This is a genomic window from Bernardetia aquimarina, assembly GCF_042180575.1.
Taxonomy (GTDB): Bacteria; Bacteroidota; Bacteroidia; order Cytophagales; family Bernardetiaceae; genus Bernardetia.
In genome coordinates this window covers 2757145-2774436 of sequence record NZ_CP170094.1, presented here as the reverse complement: position 1 = coordinate 2774436, position 17292 = coordinate 2757145, and the positions used below count along the sequence as shown (strand labels likewise).

Here is a 17292-nt window from a genome sequence, read left to right as displayed (position 1 = left end):
TGAAAAAATAAAATACAATGAGTATAGAAACCACAACATTAATAGAGTCTTTTGCAGACTTTGCAAGATTAAAGCGCATTGACCGTCCTACGATGATTCGTATTTTGGAAGATGTTTTTCGCACACTTATTCGCAGAAAATACCGTTCTGATGAAAATTTTGATGTTATCGTCAATATCGAAAAAGGTGATTTGGAAATTTGGCAATACAGAAATATTATTGCAGACGACGAACCAGAGTATGACGAACAAACAGAAATCCGTCTTACAGATGCAAAAGTAATCGAACCTGACTTTGAAGTTGGCGAAGATGTAGCACAAGAAATCAAAATTGATGATTTTGGTAGAAGACTTGTACAAACAGCTCGTCAGACACTTATTCAAAAAGTTAGAGATTTAGAAAAAGATTTGTTGTACCAAAAGTACAAGGAATATGTAGGCGAAATTGTTACTTGTGAAGTCTATCAAGTTTTGAAACGTGAAGTAGTCCTACAAGACAATGAAGGAAAGGAACTTAGTCTTCCAAAAGGAGAACAAATTCCTAAAGATCGTTTTCGTAAAGGAGATAGTGTTCGTGCTGTTGTGCATCGTGTAGAAATGCAAAACGGAAATCCAAAAATTATTCTTTCTCGTACTGCACCATTGTTTTTAGAAAAATTATTCGAATCTGAAATTCCAGAAATCGAAGAGGGAACAATCGCAGTAAGAAAAGTAGTCAGAGAAGCTGGAGAACGTGCAAAAGTAGCCGTAGAATCATTTGATGACCGTATCGACCCTGTTGGTGCGTGTGTAGGAATGAAAGGCTCACGTATTCATTCAATCGTAAGAGAGCTGTGTAATGAAAATATCGATGTAATTAATTATACCGAAAATTTGGAATTACTTATTTCTCGTGCGCTTAGTCCTGCCAAAACCAGTTCTATGAAAATAGATGAAGCAAATGCTCGTGTAGCTGTTTTCTTGAAGCGTGACCAAATTTCACTTGCTATCGGAAAAGGTGGACAAAATATTCGTCTAGCTGGAAAGTTAGTAGATTACGAAATTGATGTCTTTAGAGAAGAAGCTGTTGATGATTTTGAGGATGATGTGGATTTGACAGAATTTAAGGATGCTATCGATGATTGGATTATCGAAGAGTTTCATAAAGTAGGTTTTGATACAGCAAGAAGTGTATTGGAATACAACAGAGAAGATTTGATTCGTCGTGTAGATTTGGAAGAAGAAACGATTGATTTTGTTTTGGAAGTCCTCAAGAAAGAATTTGAGTAATTATTCAGTCCAGATAAATCATAAACCCTAAGAGTAAAAATTGCTTTTAGGGTTTAGAATTTAAAGATTTTTCTGTGAAAATTGGATAAAAAAAATAAATATTTACTTTTTTTTACGATTTTAGATTAATTTTTCTAAAAATTATCGTATTTTTGTATAATAATCTGTTTTCAACGGATTCGAAGCTATCTATTTGAAAAGATTTTTGTGACATTTAATTATAAAAATTAAAGAATAATAAATAGATTCAACTTTTAGATTCAACAATTCATATATAACTGTATCAATATTAAATAGGTCAGTTTATTCATCAAAACCCAATATCGTTTCAAAAAAAACTTAAATTAGTTTAAGAACAGACCCTCCTAAAATCACTAAAATAAACATTACTTAGGAGTCAAAAGTAGGCAACTCATCATTTTTAGAATTTTCTTGCATTTTTATATACAGAATATTAAAATAAATAAGGATAATTTTTAGAATAAGGCTAACAGTCGCCCCCCAAAAAATTTATGGCAGAAAAAAAGACACAAATGAGGCTCAGTCAAGTCGCCCGAAAACTAAACATCGGACGCAATACCATCGTCGAGCATCTACGAAAAAAAGGACACGATTTGAAAGGCAATCCCAATGAGCCTATCAATCAAGAAATGTATGCAATTTTGGAAAAAGATTTTGAGACTTCACTCAAGAACAGAAGAGAAGCGTCTAATATTAAAATAGGAACTACTTCTGCAACAGGAAAAACTATTGATAAGGACACAAAAAGTCAGTCTGAGAAAGAAAAAGACAAAGAAGACGACAAAGAACAAGAAAAGGAGTTGATTATAAAGGGAGGAAGTATAAAACCTAATCAACCTGTTGAAAATAAAAAAGAAGAAAACAAAAAAGCAGAGCCTGAAACATTTACAACCACTTCACACCAAATGAAGGTAGTAGGAAAAGTAGATTTAGATAAGTTTAAGAAAAAGAAAAAAGGCTCTACTCAGAATACAAATAAAGCAGCAGAAAAAACTTCTGCAAAACAGGAGACAAAGACGACTAATAAAGAAGAACCTAAAGGAAAATCTATTGATACAACAACTACTAATAAAGCAGTTTCATCTTCTCAAACAGAAACTTCTAAAAATAAAAAAACAGTAGAAAAAGAAAAAACTACTCCTAAAAACGAGAAAAATAGAGATAATAAGCAAAATGATAAGAAAGATGAAAAGGCAACTACAAAACCTGCTCAAAACTCTTCTCAAAAAACTACTCCTAAAAACGATACAAAAGATATAAAAGCAGAAGCTACAAAACAAAATACTTCAAAACAGGAGAATAAAAAAGAAGATAAAGGTGGAAACAACAAGATTAATCCACAATCTTCTACTAAAAAAGATAACAGAAGTTCGGACAATAAGAAGACAGAAAACTCAAATAAGTCTGCAACACCTGTAAATAAAACAAAAGAAGATTCGAAAAAAACGAATCAAGAAAAAGAGAGTAAAGCGACCAAAACTCCTGATACAAAAGAAGCTGTCAAAGGCAATGAAGAAGGTGAAGATTTTGTTTCTTCACAAGGAGATAAATTACCAGGATTGAAAGTGGTTGGTAAGATAGATTTATCATCTTTCTCTAAAAAGAAAAAATCTTCTTCTGATGATAAATCAGAGGATGGAACTCGTCGTCGTCGTCGTCGTCGTCGTCGTCGTAGAGGTGAAGGAGAAGGTTCTAGCAAACCTCAAGATTTGACCAAACTGAATACAAGTGCTGATAAAGGTGCAACAACTGCTGACAAACCAAAAACGGAATCAGAAGCAAGTAAAAAACGTAAGAAAAGACGTAAAGAACCTACAGCAAAAGAAGTTCAAGAACAAATCAAAGCTACTCTTGCTCGTATGAACACAGGTTCTGGCAAAGGTGGACGAGGTGGAAAAAGGTCTAACAGAAGAGATAAACGTGAAGCTCGTGAAAGCGAACAAAACGAAGTAAAAGTAGAAAACAAGTTATTAAAAGTAACTGAGTTTATTCCTGCAAGTGATTTTGCAAATTTACTTGACGTTTCTATCAACGAACTTATCTCTAAAGGAATGGGCTTAGGCGTAATGATTTCAATCAATTTACGTCTTGATGCCGAAATTATTACACTTCTTGCAGACGAATTTGGCTATGATGTAGAGTTTACATCTGCTGAAGAAGAAACAGAAGTAGTACTAGAAACAGAAGACAAAGCAGAAGATTTAGAAGAACGTGCACCTATTGTTACCATTATGGGACACGTAGATCACGGTAAAACTACTCTTCTTGATTATATCCGAAAAGCAAAAGTAGCAGATGGTGAAGCTGGTGGTATTACACAGCACATTGGAGCTTATAAAGTAATTTTAGATGAAGGTAAAGAACTTACTTTCCTAGATACTCCAGGTCACGAAGCCTTTACAGCAATGCGTGCAAGGGGTGCAAAAGTTACCGATGTTGTTATTATTGTAGTAGCAGCAGATGATGGAGTTATGCCTCAAACTCGTGAAGCAATTAATCATGCTAAACTTGCCGAAGTGCCTATCATTATTGCCATCAATAAAATAGATAAAGTAGGAGCTAACCCAGACCGAGTAAAACAAGAATTAGCAGACATGAATGTTCTTGTAGAAGAGTGGGGTGGTAAATATCAATCACACCATATCTCAGCTAAAAAAGGCGAAGGTATAGATGAACTATTAGAAGGAGTTCTATTAGAAGCCGAAATATTAGAGCTTAAAGCAAATCCAAATAGAAATGCAGCAGGAACTGTTGTAGATGCTTCTTTGGATAAAGGACGTGGATATGTAGCTACTACAATCGTACAAAACGGTACTTTAAAAATAGGAGATGTTATCTTAGCAGGTTCGCATTTTGGTAAAGTACGTGCCATGATTGACCACTTAGGTAATCGTTTGGAAACTGCTCCACCATCAACACCAGTTCAGATTTTAGGTCTTGACGGTGCGCCACAAGCTGGAGATAGATTTAATGTAATGAAATCAGAACGTGAAGCGAAAGATATTGCTACTCGTAGAGAGCAAATTTTACGTGAACAGTCTATTCGTGCTACTCGTCGTCTTACGCTTAGTGATATTAATAGAAGACTTGCAATCGGAAACTTCCAACAGCTCAACCTTATTATCAAGGGTGATGTGGATGGTTCAGTTGAGGCATTGGCAGATTCACTACAAAAACTTTCTACTGATGAGGTAAATGTAAATGTAGTAATGAAAGGTGTAGGTCAGATTTCAGAATCAGACATCAACCTTGCAACTATTTCAGATGCAATTATTATCGGTTTCCAAGTTCGTCCGTCAAGAAATGCTCGTGCATTGGCAGACAGAGAACAAGTAGAAGTACGTCTGTATTCAGTTATCTATAAAGCGATTGATGAAGTTAAGTCGGCTATTGTTGGTCTTCTTGCTCCGAAAATTGAAGAAGATATTGTCGGTACAGTTGAAATTCGTGAAACATTCAAAGTGTCTAAAGTCGGTGTTATTGCTGGTTGTATGGTTACAACTGGTAAAATCAAACGTAACAACAAAATCCGAATTATTCGTGCTGGTATTGTTATCCACGAAGGAGAAATCGAAACGTTGAAACGTTACAAAGACGATGTACAAGAAGTCAAGTCTGGATTTGAATGTGGTATTTCTATCAAGAATTACAATGAAATTCAAGTAGGAGACGAGATAGAATCGTTTGAAGAAAGAGAAGTGAAACGTACTTTTGAAGAACTCAAAAATGCTACACCTACTCCGAAAGAAGAAGCGACGAAAGAAGCTAAGGAAGCTAAAGAAAAACAAACAAAAGAGAAAGAAACAAACTAAACCCATTTCTCAATTTATATAAAAACGAAAAAGCATTTCTATTTATTTAGGAATGCTTTTTTTATTTAATTCTGTAGAACACACTTTAGTACAATGCTATTAAACTAAGGATTTATAATTGTGATTCTACTCCGTAGGAGTTAAATATTGGTAGGGTTTCTTTTTAACTCGAAATGCTACCAATATACAGTTCCTACGGAACAGAATTTCCTAGCTTAATAGTATTGCACTTTAGTGTGTTCTAAAACATACATTTATGAAAGAAAAAACGACATTCCAAAAACTAAAAGAACGCATCAAAATTGCTTTTGAGGTTCGCCTGTGTCATTTTATTGATAGATTGGTCATCAATTTTACAAAATATAATGAAAATAAAAATACACTTCTTATCATTCGTCTTGATGCGATTGGAGATTATATTTTGTTTAGAAATTTTTTAGAAGAACTAGCAAAAGACAAAACCTACAAAAACTACAAGCGTGTTTTGTGTGGAAATCTAATGTGGAAATCTTTATTTGAAGAATGGGACAAAGAAACAGTTGATGAGGTAATTTGGATTGACAGAAAGAAATTCTATCAAAATCCTTCTTACAGATACAAAAAACAAAAACAAATTAGAAAACAGGGTTTTGAAATAACGATTGAATCGACTTATTCAAGATTATTGCTTTTTGGAGATGCTATTGCAAAGGTTTCAAATGCAGGAAAACGAATTGGAAATGAAGGAAATACAGATAATTTAATCCCAAAAGAGAAAGAGTTAGCTGATAGTTTTTATACTCAATTAGTAGAAACTCCCAACAAACCAGTTTTCGAATTTGACAGAAATAAAATTTTCTTTGAACAATTTTTGAATAGAAAAATTGATTTAAAATTTCCTTATTTGATTGATAAAATAGAAATAAAAGAAAAAAAACAAAATCAAATTGCTCTTTTTATTGGTGCAAGTGAAATCTACAAAACGTGGCATTTCGAAAACCTTGCAAGACTTATTTTAGAATTAAATTTTATCAATAATGAATTAGAATTTATTTTGATTGGAGGAAAAAACGAACAGATTTTAGCAAAAAATATCATTGATTTTATAGAAGTAAATAAAAATAATTTTGATATTCAAAGTCAAATAATTGACCTTACAGGAAAAACAAATCTCATACAACTCACTCAAAAAATAGCAGAAAGTAATCTATTAATTACAAATGAAACGGTAGCTTCTCATCTTGGCGCAGCTACTCAAACAAAGACAATTTGTATTGCCAATGGAAGACATATCGGTCGTTTTAGTCCGTATCCGAATGAATATAATTTGTCTATTTCTTATATTTTTCCTCCCAAAATTGAAGAAGAACTAAAGCAAGATGATAAGGAAAAAGTTTATGAGAAATACTGTAATTCTATGGGAATGGACATTAATGACATTGGTGTTGGAAGAGTTTTGGAGGAAGTAAAAAAGTTGATTTTTTAGTTAAACTACTAGCTTTAAAAAACTATTTTAAGTCATCAATGGTATCAATAAAATAACATTGTTCCCATTTAGTGAGTCCAATTTTGGGATAATAATCTACTGCTTTTGGAGCAGCAAGTAATATCAATTTTGCTTTTGGTGTTTCTTGCTTGGTCAGCCGAATTAACTCTTTTCCTATACCTTGTTTTTGGTATTTTTCGTCGATTGCTAAATCAGAAAGATAAGTACAATATACAAAATCAGTCAAAGACCTTGAAACTCCTACTAACTTTCCATTATGTCTTGCCGTAACTATCAAATTTCCGTGTTCAAGCATTTTTTCAATTCTATCAAGCTCTCCAACAGGTCTTCTTTCTCCTAAAGTAGAGTTGATTAATACTTGAATAAATTCTTCAGAACTTAAATTATTTTCAATTTGGTAATCTATCATATTTTTATTTAAAAGTATTAATTCATAGAGCCAATATTTTTTTCCTAATCTTGGTTCTAATTCTTTAGTTATTTTGAAACCTATTTTTTCGTAAATATATTTTGCTGCATTCATAAATTCTGATGTATGCAAAGCTATACTTATTTCACCATTTTGTTTTGCTTTTTCTATACATTTTTCAGTTATTTTGTGTCCAATATTTTGTCCACTATATTTTCTTGAAACAGTTAAAAATCGTATATAACATTGAAATTCATTATAAATTTCATTAGGATTTCCACTTGATACTAGAAAAGCAAATCCTATAATTTCATTTTTTTCATTTTCGTACACAAAACAATCTGAGTTTGAAAGAAGGTTATAAAATATGTTTTCACTTGTCAATATGGCAAGTAACTTAAACCAATTTTCTGGAGTTAAAACTTCTTTAAATTGTGTCTATTCTTCTAATGCAAGTTTATTTATTGACTTCAAATCATGTATATTTCCCTGTCTGATTTTCATTGAGTACTAATTTGTTAGAAACCTTAATACTATTTTTTTGTGAAAATAATTGTTTTTCTGCTCTACTATATAATTCTATAAATAGGAAAACATTTTTTAACATAAAAACCTGTGTTTTTTGATAGGATTAACTTAGCTTTTAGTTCTACAAAATAAATTCTAATAAAAATTCCGTAATTTTGCACCAATTTAAAGACGTAGCTTTCTATCTAGAATACGAAAGCAATTTTTCGTTTTACTCACTTCACAAATATTCAAAACAGAATGGCAGATAAAAAAATTCGTGTAGCAATTAACGGTTTTGGACGCATCGGACGTATTACGTTTCGTGCCTTGATGAAAAAACCGACTATCGAAGTAGTAGCAATCAACGACCTTACAGATACAAAAACACTTGCCCACCTTCTCAAATACGATTCGGTACACGGCAAATTTGATGGAACTATCTCTTCTACTTCCGATTCATTGACAATCAATGGAAAAACAATCAAAGTAACAGCAGAAAGAGAGCCTTCAAAACTTCCTTGGAAAGAAAATAACATCGACGTAGTATTAGAATCAACAGGATTCTTTACAGACAAAAAAGCAGAAGGACACATCAGCGCAGGAGCAAAAAAAGTAATTATTTCTGCACCAGCAAAAGATGGTATCAAAACAGTAGTTTTGGGTGTAAATGATGAGATTTTGGAAGATAGCGATACGCTTATTTCAAATGCGTCTTGTACTACAAACTGTCTTGCGCCAATGGTAAAAGTTTTGAATGACAAGTTTGGAGTAGAAAAAGGCTTCATCACAACTGTTCATGCTTATACTTCTGACCAAAATATCCACGATGCGCCACACAAAGACCTTCGTAGAGCTAGAGCAGCAGCATATTCTATCGTTCCTACAACGACAGGTGCAGCTAAAGCAGTAGGTTTGGTTTTACCTGAGTTATCAGGAAAATTAGATGGTTGTGCTATGCGTGTTCCAATTCCAGACGGTTCTTTGACTGACCTTACTGTAATTCTTAAAGAAGAAGTTACAAAAGAGCAAATCAATGAAGTGATGAAAGCAGCTTCTGAAAACGAATTAAAAGGAATTTTGGAATATACAGATGAGCCATTGGTTTCTATTGATATTGTAGGAAATCCTCATTCTTGTATCTTTGATTCTGCACTTACTTATGCAAGTGGAACAATGGTAAAAGTAGTAGGTTGGTATGATAACGAATCGGGTTATTCAAACCGTTCGGCTGATTTGATCGAAAAAATTGGTTAATAAATGATTTTTATGCCCTAACTAAACCCTAAGGGTCTTCAAGACCCTTAGGGTTTTTATGTTTATAATAATAATGTAATTATGGAAAGTATAAAAGAATTTATAGAAAAAGTATTAGAAGATGTGAGTAAGTTTCAACGATTAGATTTAGGAGAATTGTCTGAAAAACAGATAGCTCAAATAAATGAAAATTTAGAGATTAATTTAGAAGGATTTAAAAGAGTTTTAGATAATTCTGGAGTGCTTCATTGTTTTAAAGAACACGGAGATAAAATAAAAGAAGAAGCGAGAGGACAATTAGCTATTACAAAAGAAGATTTTGAAAAAATAATAGATGTGGTGGAAAATCCTGATAAAATTCAGTCTTTAGGAAAAAATCGGTTAGGAAAAGAATACGATTATATTTTATGTTATGTAGAAAGTGTGCGTGAAAGCAAGAAGAAGAAACGTAAAGAATTAGTGTTGGAAACGCTATACAAAAAAAAACCTTCAAAAAGATTGAAGGGCTAGACCACCGAGGAGTGCTATTATTTAATAATAAATCATTAAATAAGCGGCTCTCAGAACGTCCGAAACGAGCAGTCAATAACAATAACGAAAAACAGGTATAAAAAGTTTGATTAAAATGCCAACTTTCCTAAAAAAATCCCTACAATGGGCGAAAACTTTCAAGACTTTTATTTATCTCAATCCAAATGAGATACCTTATCCTCATGAGCCTTTTTTGCACGTTTTGGCAGTAGGAGAAAAAAAGCAACTTAGTAGCAATAATGCTGATAAAATAGAAGGAAAAACAAGTTTTGATAAGCTCTATAATTTTTGGAGTAATCAAACTCAAAGTAAACTATCGTATATTTTTGGCTATTTTAATTATGATTTAAAAAACGAATTGGAAAATCTTTCAAGTAATAATCTTGATAATTTAGGCTTTCCAGAATTTTATTTTTTCGAACCTAAATACCTTTTATTTTTTGATAGAAATGGAAATTTACTAATTGATAAAACAAAACAAGAAAACCAATTTGATGATAAAATTTTATCAAATTTAATTGTAGAAATAGAAGAAATAAAATTAGAATCAAAATCAATTTATAATTCAAAGTTAAAACCTTTGCTATTTTCGGAAGCTTCCCAGCCGTTGTCGGTGTCCTCACCAACAATAAAAAGCTCAAAACCTAAAATAAACTGTCGTTTTACAGAAGAAGAATATTTACAAACCGTTGAAATAATAAAAAATCACATTGTAGAAGGTGATGTATATGAATTGAATTTATGTGTAGAGTTTTTTATTGAAAAACTAGAATTAAATCCTTTAGAGGCGTATCAAGAATTATGTAAAATATCAAAAATGCCTTTTTCTTCTTTTCTAAAGATTACGATAGAAGGAAATGAAAAATATGCCCTTTGTGCCTCTCCAGAACGATTTTTAAATAAAACAGGAACTAAACTCATTTCTCAACCTATAAAAGGAACAGTAAAAAGAGGTAAGACAGAAGCTGAGGACGAAGAAAATAAAAATTACCTCAAAACAAGTGAAAAAGAACAAGCCGAAAATATGATGATTGTAGATTTGGTCAGAAATGATTTGGCAAGAAGTTCAGAAATAGGTTCGACACACGTAAGCGAAATGTTCGGAATTTATACTTTTCAGCAGGTTCATCAAATGATTTCTACGGTAGAAGCCACTTTACATAAAGACAAAAACTGGTCAGAAGCTATAAAAAATGCTTTTCCAATGGGAAGCATGACAGGCGCACCAAAAATAAAAGCAACAGAGTTGATAGAAAAATACGAAAAGACAAAACGAGGTTTGTATTCAGGTTCAATAGGTTATATTTCTCCCGATGGCGATTTTGATTTTAATGTAGTTATCCGAACACTTTTTTATGATGAGTTTTCAAAATATGCTTCTTTTCAAGTAGGAGGAGCAATTACGTATGATTCTGACCCAAAAAGTGAATGGGAAGAATGTTTGTTGAAAGCAAAGGCAATTCGAAGTCTTTTTGAGTGAAAATAATTTGTAAAACGAGTTTTATTTTATCTATATTTGCGAGCTTTTTTAAAATGAATTTATTCAAATTATTATATTCTAAAAAATGAAAAAACTAATTTTCTTTTCTATCTTTTTTGCTCTTTGTTTTTCTTCTTTTGCTCAAACTAATATCAACACAAGTATAGGATATTCCACTCATGGAAGTGGAGATATGTTTGGTTATGCAGTTAGTTTTGGAGTAGGTAAAACGCTTCCTAAAGTTTCAAATCGTCTTTCTTTGGGTTTTAATGCTCGTTTCATGACGCATAGTAGAGAATATGAAATGGGTTATCTAAATCAAACTTTACCTAGTTATCAAAATTCAAACCTTAGAGTAGTAACCTCTGGTTCGCAGCTTGAGATAGTTCCTGCTTTTGCTCTTATCAAATCTGAAGGTTTCTCTTTCCATTTTCATGCTGGTATTTTGGTACGTTATGAAGTTACAAATAGTCCCAATATTTTTGGTTACACTATGATTAGTGATAGAGAAGTTTCTTTGACAGTTATCAATGATGACACAAATGATTTTAAAAGTTTTGATGTAGGCTATATTTCACAATTCAGTATGCAATTCAAAATTTCTAAGCGTAGTCAGTTAGGAATTGCGATGTCATTTCAAAATGATACAAATGGTTCTGCCATTACTTCAATTCCGTTGAGTTATTATTTTTCTTTGTAGAATATTCTAGCTTATTAAATGGTTGTTGCTTGGCTTTGCCGAGTGAAAGCCATTTTATATCTTGCGAGGGAGAGTAGGGAATCATAAAATCAATATATTTTCATAAATTCCAAAATGATATGGTTCTTTATGAATTTGGTTGCAACTTCTATTTTGATCTGTACTGTAAGTCTGACCAAATTAAATCATTCTCACTTGAAAGGTTTATTTTGTTGAACAAAATACAAGATTATTTTTATAATTAAAATTATATAGAATCAATGATATTAACAAAAGAAGAAATTCGTAAAGAAGTTTCTGTAATTTTAAAGGAAAAAATTAAAATAGAGAATTTTGAATACTATGATTTTCAAAATTTTGAAAGTCTATCTTCTGAAGAAACATTTTGCTTAATTTCAGTATCAAAATCTGATTGCAAACAACTTATTAAATTTTGGGTAAAAGGATTTGAGAAAATAATTGAGTTTGAGGAAAGGTATGACGGAGAAGTAGATTATTTAGAATGGTATGAAACAAATATCTTAGAAATTGATAAGTTCAAATTTCTTAAGGAATTTAAGTCAATGACCTCAAATTTAAACAAAAGCGTAAAAGCAATAGATAATCCAATTAGATATTATCAGGTAAAATATGAGTGGAATGAACGAATATTTATTCTTGAAAGTAAGACGGAGTTTATGATGGCTTACTGGGATACAACAGTGTAGTTTTTCAAATATTACTTTGTAAAAAAATAAACCTATAAGGTTTTCAAAACCTTATGGTTTGAGTTCATTCCTTCCTAAATCGTACAAACAAAATAATAGCCAAAGAAAGCGAAATAAGAGCTGTCAAAGCTACTTTAATAGAAGTTTGTGTATCAATTCTACTGACAATTATTTTTTCATCTTTATTTTTTTGTGCTTTTTCCTCTGCTATAAAAGCAGCCAAATAAGCAGTTTTTTGTAATGAATCGACAACTAAATAATCAGGGATTTTGTCATTGAGAATGTAGAGAAGCTGGGAAGCTACTGTATCTGTTTTGATAAAAAAAGTAGAATCACTATAATTTTCTAATTCAGGTAAATAATTGCTTTCAAATTCCTTATCTAATCGCAAACCTTCTTCAATCCATTTTTTTTCTTGCTTGAAAATTGGGTTTAAATAGTTATCTCTTTCTTTTATTTTTTGCGCCAAAAAAACCAAAATATCTTCGGTGTTGTATCGTTCTTCTTTTTTGAGGTAATTTTGATGATGCAACAAAGCCGAACTAGCCAAGAAAGTATAAGATTTTTCAGCTTTGGGAGAATATTTAGAAATAAGTTGAGCTGACCTTAAATAAGCAAAGGCTGCCACTTGTGCTGCTGCTTTTTGATTTTCTAATTGCTCTTTTTTATAAGTTACTTGTCCTTCTTCTAAAGCTGGTAAGACTGTTTTTCCTAATAGTAAATCTCCAATAGCTTCTATCAGAATTATATTTTCAGAATGTGAAAAACGAAGAAGTTGCAACATTGCAAAAATAGCTTCATCCGTTTGTTTTTCTGTGAGCAGAATGTTTTTTTTATTTCTGTCTTTTTTAGACCTAAATTTTCTAGCTAAGAAAGAATAAAAGTTAGGAATTTCATACATTTGTCGGCTGTCTGCCAAATCATCCACTGTAAAATCGCCCTGTACTGGCAACGTAATTTTGCGTCGTAGTTTTTTGGTAGCTCCTTTTCGTGCTGCACATTCAATCAAATAATCTATCCAATAGACTTGATATTTATCTCTCAATGAAAGAGGACTAAATTTTTTGAGCAATTTTTGAGCATAAAAACGAGCCTTGTAGAGTTCTCTGTCTGCAATATAAAAAGTAGCTAAATTTGAGTATGTGCTATATTCTCCTGCTTTTTTTTGTTCCTTTGCAATCATTAAGCGAATGGCATCGTTTGTTCTGCCTGTCAAATGATAAGAAACAGCCATTGCATCGTAGAGTAGCAAAGAATCTGGATTTTTATTCCAAGCCTCTTCATACATAGATATTCGCCAAAAATGGTAATTTTGTGAATGTTTTAAATGATTGCCCACCAAAACCTGCATAACTGTTTGGTAAGGAACAGCATTCAACTGACTTGTTTCATCGTCCCAAAGAGAAGCTGAAGCCAAAAATGGATAGATAAAAAAGCCACAAAAAACAAAAACAGAATAACAGTACTTGAAAAAAAACTTATTCATTACACATTTATCATTCACTAAATAGAAACAATTCAAAAATACAACTTATTCTTGATGTTGTTAAATAAAATACTCACTAAAACTAGCTTATTTTTGCTCAATATATTTAAATGATTTTGTTTTTAGAATTTAAGACTGTCAGAGACTTTTAAAGAGTCAAGTATAGTTCACTCAAATTATTCGCCACCTTCAAGGTGTACTAATAACAATAAAATTTCTAAGACTATTTTGTTATTGAGCATACAATTTTATTTTTATATGAATTCAACTCTCAAAAAAACGCTGCAATTTAGCATTTCGCTCCTTGTAGGAATTATATTTTTTTACTTTTTGTATCGCAATGTTGATACAACCAAAATGCTTGAAGATTTATCAAAGGCTGATTATAGAATTATACTTTTATCAATGGCTCTTGGTTGTTTATCGCATTGGAGTAGAGGTGTTCGTTGGACGATTGCTTTGCGTCCTTTGGGTTATAAAGTACAAAAAAGAAAAGCATTTGTTTCGGTTATGGTGGGCTATCTTATGAATATTGCTTTTCCTCGTGCTGGAGAAGTAGCTCGTTGTGCTTTTTTGAAAAGAACTGATAATGTGCCTGTTGAGACTTCTTTTGGTTCTGTCATTGGAGAGCGTGCTTTAGATTTTGTTATTTTAGTTTCTATTACAACTTTTACTTTTTTGGTAGAATGGGATGTCATAAAAGGGTTTTTAGATAAATATGCCGATTTTGGAATCTATCAACAAAAATTTTATGATAATATTTGGCTACTTTGGATTTTTGTTCTTTTAGGTATTCTGACTTTAGCTTTAGTTTACCTATACAGAAAGCAAATTCGTGAAAATGCGTTTGTAATAAAAATTCAAGTGTTTTTGGGAGGACTTTGGAAGGGTATTTCATCTATTACAAAACTCAATAGAAAGCAACAGTTTTTTTATATTTTGCACACTCTTGTAATTTGGACATGTTACCATTTGATGATTTATGTGCTTTTCTTTTCCATTGATGAAACTTCAAGTCTTACTGTAATGGCAGGTTTTACAGCTATGGTTATGGCTGGTGTGGGAATGGTTATTCCTATTCCAGGGGGAATTGGTTCTTTTCACTTTTTTGTTCAGCAAACTCTTGTTGCCTATGGAATCAATGAAACAACAGCTTTAGATTTTGCCTTTTTAGGACATACAGCACAAACAGTAATGGTTATTTTGGTAGGCGGAGTTAGTGTTGCTATCGGATTATATTTATGGGGGCGTAAGTCAGTGACCAATGAACAGTCATCAGTTATCAGTTAATTTCTTTAAAATTACGAATTACGAATTACGAATTTTTCTACTGTAAAAAATAATTTTTTAAATAAATCAAATGAAAAAAATACTCTTTCTACTTTTTTTGATATTGACTTTCTCTTCGTGTGAGAAATTCTACACGCATCAATTCAAATTACAAAATAATAGTAATGATACATTACTGATTAAATACATAGAAAAAAATAGCTCCTTCAAAAGTCAGTTTCCTGATACGCTTCGTCGTTTTCGTTTACTTCCTAACAAATTGCCACGAAATATTTATACAAATACAGGCGAAAATCAAGCTACTGCGCCAGATAGCTATACAAGTCAGATTGATATTTTTGATGAGTTAGATATTGCTACGATAAGAAGTATTTATCCAGATACAACAGGAGTACGAAAGTTTGATACGTCTTTTGTACAAAAAGATTTTTTAAATAGAAGTTTTTGGGATTATTTTATCGACAAAAGTCAAGATGCAGGAGTGTATTTATTCGAAATTGAGGATTCAGATTTGGATTAAAACAAACAAAAATATTTCATAAAAGTTAATCAACTAGAATTCTTATTCAATAAGAAGCCTATTTTTTTATATGTTTTGAACTCATTTTTTCAACTACTTGTATTATGAAATCTCTTTTTTGTACAACTTTTTTTCTCTGTTTTCTATTTTGTATTTCTTTTTCGGTTTCTGCTCAATTTATGGCAGATGTTGAATTGGATATTATAAAAACAGGCTACAATAAAATTCAAGTTTCTGGAACAGAAGGAACTCGTTTTAATATAACTGACGACTTAAATGGAGAATTTGATAATAAGGCTTCTTTTGCTTATCGTCTGCGTGCAGGTTATCGTTTCAACGACCGTCATAATGTTTTTGGACTTTTTGCGCCCTTGCAAGTTTCTTACAATGGAAGTTTTGATAAAAACACTCGTTTTTATGAAGAAAACTTTTTGCCTTTGGTAGATACAAAAGTCAGTTATCAATTCAATTCTTATCGCCTTACCTATCGTTATGATTTTGTGGTAACAGATAAAGTGCGTTTGGGTGCAGGTCTGACAGGAAAAATTCGTGATGCCTTTATTGAAGTAGAGCAAAATGGACTTTCTTCAAAGAAAACTGATTTGGGAATTGTGCCTCTTATTAATGAAGGCATTTACAAATAAGTGTGAACAAATCTAAATAGTTATTAAAAAGCCGTAGTGTTGTTATAAATAAAATTATCTATTTTTCATTTACTATCAACAACTACGACTATGACAATCACCAATCTAACCAAAGAATTTATCGAAACAAACTTAGTAGTTTATCTTCCTGTACCTAAGCGAGGTCGGAAACTGAAAGCAGAACTTTGGCGTTACGTAAAAGCTATTATCCATAAATTAAAAACAGGCACTCAGTGGTCAGAACTTCCTGTACAACAGTTTTTTAACATTGATATTTCTCCTAGTGCAGTATTTAACCACTTCAATAAATGGTCAAAAATAGGAGCTTGGAAAAAACTTTGGACAGCTCTATTAACTAAAAATAAATCCAAACTAGCCCTTTCTAGTATGCAAGTAGATGGTAGCCATACTCGTGTCCATAACGGAGGTGAAAAAGTAGGATATCAAAAACGTAAAAAAGCTAAAACAAGTAATGCACTTTTTTTTACAGATAGCAAAGGAATCCCTGTGGCTATGAGTCAAATTATGGAAGGAAACCACCATGACAGCTATAAAATTGAAAAAAATATGAGAGAGATGTTTGCTGATTTAGAGCGTTCTAAAATTGAGACGAATGCACTTTTCTTAAATGCTGATGCAGGATTTGATTGTAAAGGTTTCCGTCAAATATGTGAAGACTATGAAGTTATTCCCAATGTTAAACATAATCCTAGAGGTAGCAAACTGTCTGTTAGTGAGTACATTATGGACGATAAGTTGTATCAAGATCGCTTTGTTGTAGAACGTACTAATGCTTGGTTAGACGGATTTAAAACACTTTTAGTACGCTACGAAAAAACTGTACAAAACTGGAAGAGTTTTCACTATATTGCATTTGCTTTAATACTTATTAAAAATAATTAAGATTTATTTGTAAATGCCTTCAATATTTATGCTTCTGTCAATGCAACAGATAAAATTGGTTTCTTATTAGAAGGCGATGGACTGGCTTCTCTACAAGGACGAGCATTTGATTTTGAATTAGCTGCTTTTTATAAAATTGCTGAGGATACAAATCTTCGTTTTGGGTATCGTATTTTAGAGGGTGGTTCGGATATTGACGAGGTTTATAATTTTACACTTATCAATTATGGACTTTTAGGATTTAGTTATAATTTCTAATCAAAAAGTAATT

14 protein-coding genes are annotated in these 17292 nt (G+C 31.8%); 12 read left to right on the top strand and 2 right to left on the bottom strand.

What is annotated here, in order from left to right; all coding sequences use genetic code 11:
• The first annotated feature begins 23 nt into the window (after positions 1-23).
• From nusA to ACE193_RS11795, 3 genes are all read left to right on the top strand, one after another.
• Positions 24-1268: a transcription termination factor NusA gene (gene nusA, locus ACE193_RS11805; RefSeq protein WP_375563355.1), complete on the top strand. Its 1245-nt coding sequence runs from the start codon at positions 24-26 to the stop codon at positions 1266-1268.
• Positions 1269-1780: 512 nt separating this feature from the next.
• Positions 1781-5101 carry a translation initiation factor IF-2 gene (infB, locus tag ACE193_RS11800; protein ID WP_375563185.1) on the top strand — a complete coding sequence of 1107 codons (3321 nt, stop codon included), beginning with the start codon at positions 1781-1783 and terminating at the stop codon, positions 5099-5101.
• 256 nt (positions 5102-5357) lie between these two features.
• The gene (locus ACE193_RS11795) at positions 5358-6566 is read left to right on the top strand and encodes a glycosyltransferase family 9 protein (protein ID WP_375563183.1); all 1209 of its coding nucleotides are present in this window, start codon (positions 5358-5360) and stop codon (positions 6564-6566) included.
• Positions 6567-6588: 22 nt separating this feature from the next.
• Here ACE193_RS11795 and ACE193_RS11790 read toward each other — a convergent pair whose 3' ends face one another.
• Complete coding sequence (locus ACE193_RS11790) at positions 6589-7380, bottom strand: GNAT family N-acetyltransferase (RefSeq protein WP_375563181.1); 792 nt, start codon at positions 7378-7380, stop codon at positions 6589-6591.
• A gap of 384 nt (positions 7381-7764) precedes the next feature.
• Here ACE193_RS11790 and gap point away from each other — a divergent pair, with 384 nt between their 5' ends.
• The 5 genes from gap to ACE193_RS11765 all read left to right on the top strand — a co-directional run bounded on the left by gap (position 7765) and on the right by ACE193_RS11765 (position 12178).
• Positions 7765-8760: a type I glyceraldehyde-3-phosphate dehydrogenase gene (gene gap, locus ACE193_RS11785; protein WP_375563180.1), complete on the top strand. Its 996-nt coding sequence runs from the start codon at positions 7765-7767 to the stop codon at positions 8758-8760.
• Positions 8761-8841: 81 nt separating this feature from the next.
• Positions 8842-9270 (top strand): hypothetical protein, encoded by a 429-nt coding sequence (locus ACE193_RS11780; protein WP_375563178.1) that lies wholly within the window; start codon positions 8842-8844, stop codon positions 9268-9270.
• Between the two features lie 115 nt (positions 9271-9385).
• Entirely contained in the window at positions 9386-10771 is a 1386-nt protein-coding gene (locus tag ACE193_RS11775) for an anthranilate synthase component I family protein (protein WP_375563176.1), read from the top strand.
• Positions 10772-10856: 85 nt separating this feature from the next.
• The gene (locus ACE193_RS11770) at positions 10857-11471 is read left to right on the top strand and encodes a hypothetical protein (protein WP_375563174.1); all 615 of its coding nucleotides are present in this window, start codon (positions 10857-10859) and stop codon (positions 11469-11471) included.
• Positions 11472-11731: 260 nt separating this feature from the next.
• Complete coding sequence (locus ACE193_RS11765) at positions 11732-12178, top strand: hypothetical protein (RefSeq protein ID WP_375563173.1); 447 nt, start codon at positions 11732-11734, stop codon at positions 12176-12178.
• Positions 12179-12242: 64 nt separating this feature from the next.
• On the opposite strand, the gene ACE193_RS11760 is transcribed toward ACE193_RS11765, so the two are convergent.
• Positions 12243-13595, bottom strand: a complete 1353-nt coding sequence (locus ACE193_RS11760; RefSeq protein WP_375563171.1) for a type IV pilus biogenesis/stability protein PilW — start codon at positions 13593-13595, stop codon at positions 12243-12245.
• A 327-nt stretch (positions 13596-13922) separates the two neighbouring features.
• Between ACE193_RS11760 and ACE193_RS11755 the strand changes: the two genes are divergently transcribed.
• The 4 genes from ACE193_RS11755 to ACE193_RS11740 all read left to right on the top strand — a co-directional run bounded on the left by ACE193_RS11755 (position 13923) and on the right by ACE193_RS11740 (position 17021).
• Entirely contained in the window at positions 13923-14954 is a 1032-nt protein-coding gene (locus ACE193_RS11755) for a lysylphosphatidylglycerol synthase transmembrane domain-containing protein (protein WP_375563169.1), read from the top strand.
• Between the two features lie 70 nt (positions 14955-15024).
• On the top strand, positions 15025-15474 hold the full coding sequence (locus ACE193_RS11750) for a hypothetical protein (RefSeq protein ID WP_375563167.1): 450 nt from the start codon (positions 15025-15027) through the stop codon (positions 15472-15474).
• 104 nt (positions 15475-15578) lie between these two features.
• Positions 15579-16118 (top strand): outer membrane beta-barrel protein, encoded by a 540-nt coding sequence (locus tag ACE193_RS11745; protein ID WP_375563166.1) that lies wholly within the window; start codon positions 15579-15581, stop codon positions 16116-16118.
• Between the two features lie 90 nt (positions 16119-16208).
• On the top strand, positions 16209-17021 hold the full coding sequence (locus ACE193_RS11740) for an IS5 family transposase (protein ID WP_375560620.1): 813 nt from the start codon (positions 16209-16211) through the stop codon (positions 17019-17021).
• The last annotated feature ends 271 nt before the right edge of the window (positions 17022-17292 follow it).

Coding starts and splice junctions, on each gene's coding strand:
- ACE193_RS11780 (WP_375563178.1), top strand. CDS start 8,842: ATGGAAAGTATAAAAGAATTTATAGAAAAAGTATTAGAAGATGTGAGT.
- ACE193_RS11775 (WP_375563176.1), top strand. CDS start 9,386: ATGCCAACTTTCCTAAAAAAATCCCTACAATGGGCGAAAACTTTCAAG.
- gap (WP_375563180.1), top strand. CDS start 7,765: ATGGCAGATAAAAAAATTCGTGTAGCAATTAACGGTTTTGGACGCATC.
- ACE193_RS11770 (WP_375563174.1), top strand. CDS start 10,857: ATGAAAAAACTAATTTTCTTTTCTATCTTTTTTGCTCTTTGTTTTTCT.
- ACE193_RS11765 (WP_375563173.1), top strand. CDS start 11,732: ATGATATTAACAAAAGAAGAAATTCGTAAAGAAGTTTCTGTAATTTTA.
- ACE193_RS11745 (WP_375563166.1), top strand. CDS start 15,579: ATGAAATCTCTTTTTTGTACAACTTTTTTTCTCTGTTTTCTATTTTGT.
- ACE193_RS11750 (WP_375563167.1), top strand. CDS start 15,025: ATGAAAAAAATACTCTTTCTACTTTTTTTGATATTGACTTTCTCTTCG.
- ACE193_RS11795 (WP_375563183.1), top strand. CDS start 5,358: ATGAAAGAAAAAACGACATTCCAAAAACTAAAAGAACGCATCAAAATT.
- infB (WP_375563185.1), top strand. CDS start 1,781: ATGGCAGAAAAAAAGACACAAATGAGGCTCAGTCAAGTCGCCCGAAAA.
- ACE193_RS11740 (WP_375560620.1), top strand. CDS start 16,209: ATGACAATCACCAATCTAACCAAAGAATTTATCGAAACAAACTTAGTA.
- ACE193_RS11755 (WP_375563169.1), top strand. CDS start 13,923: ATGAATTCAACTCTCAAAAAAACGCTGCAATTTAGCATTTCGCTCCTT.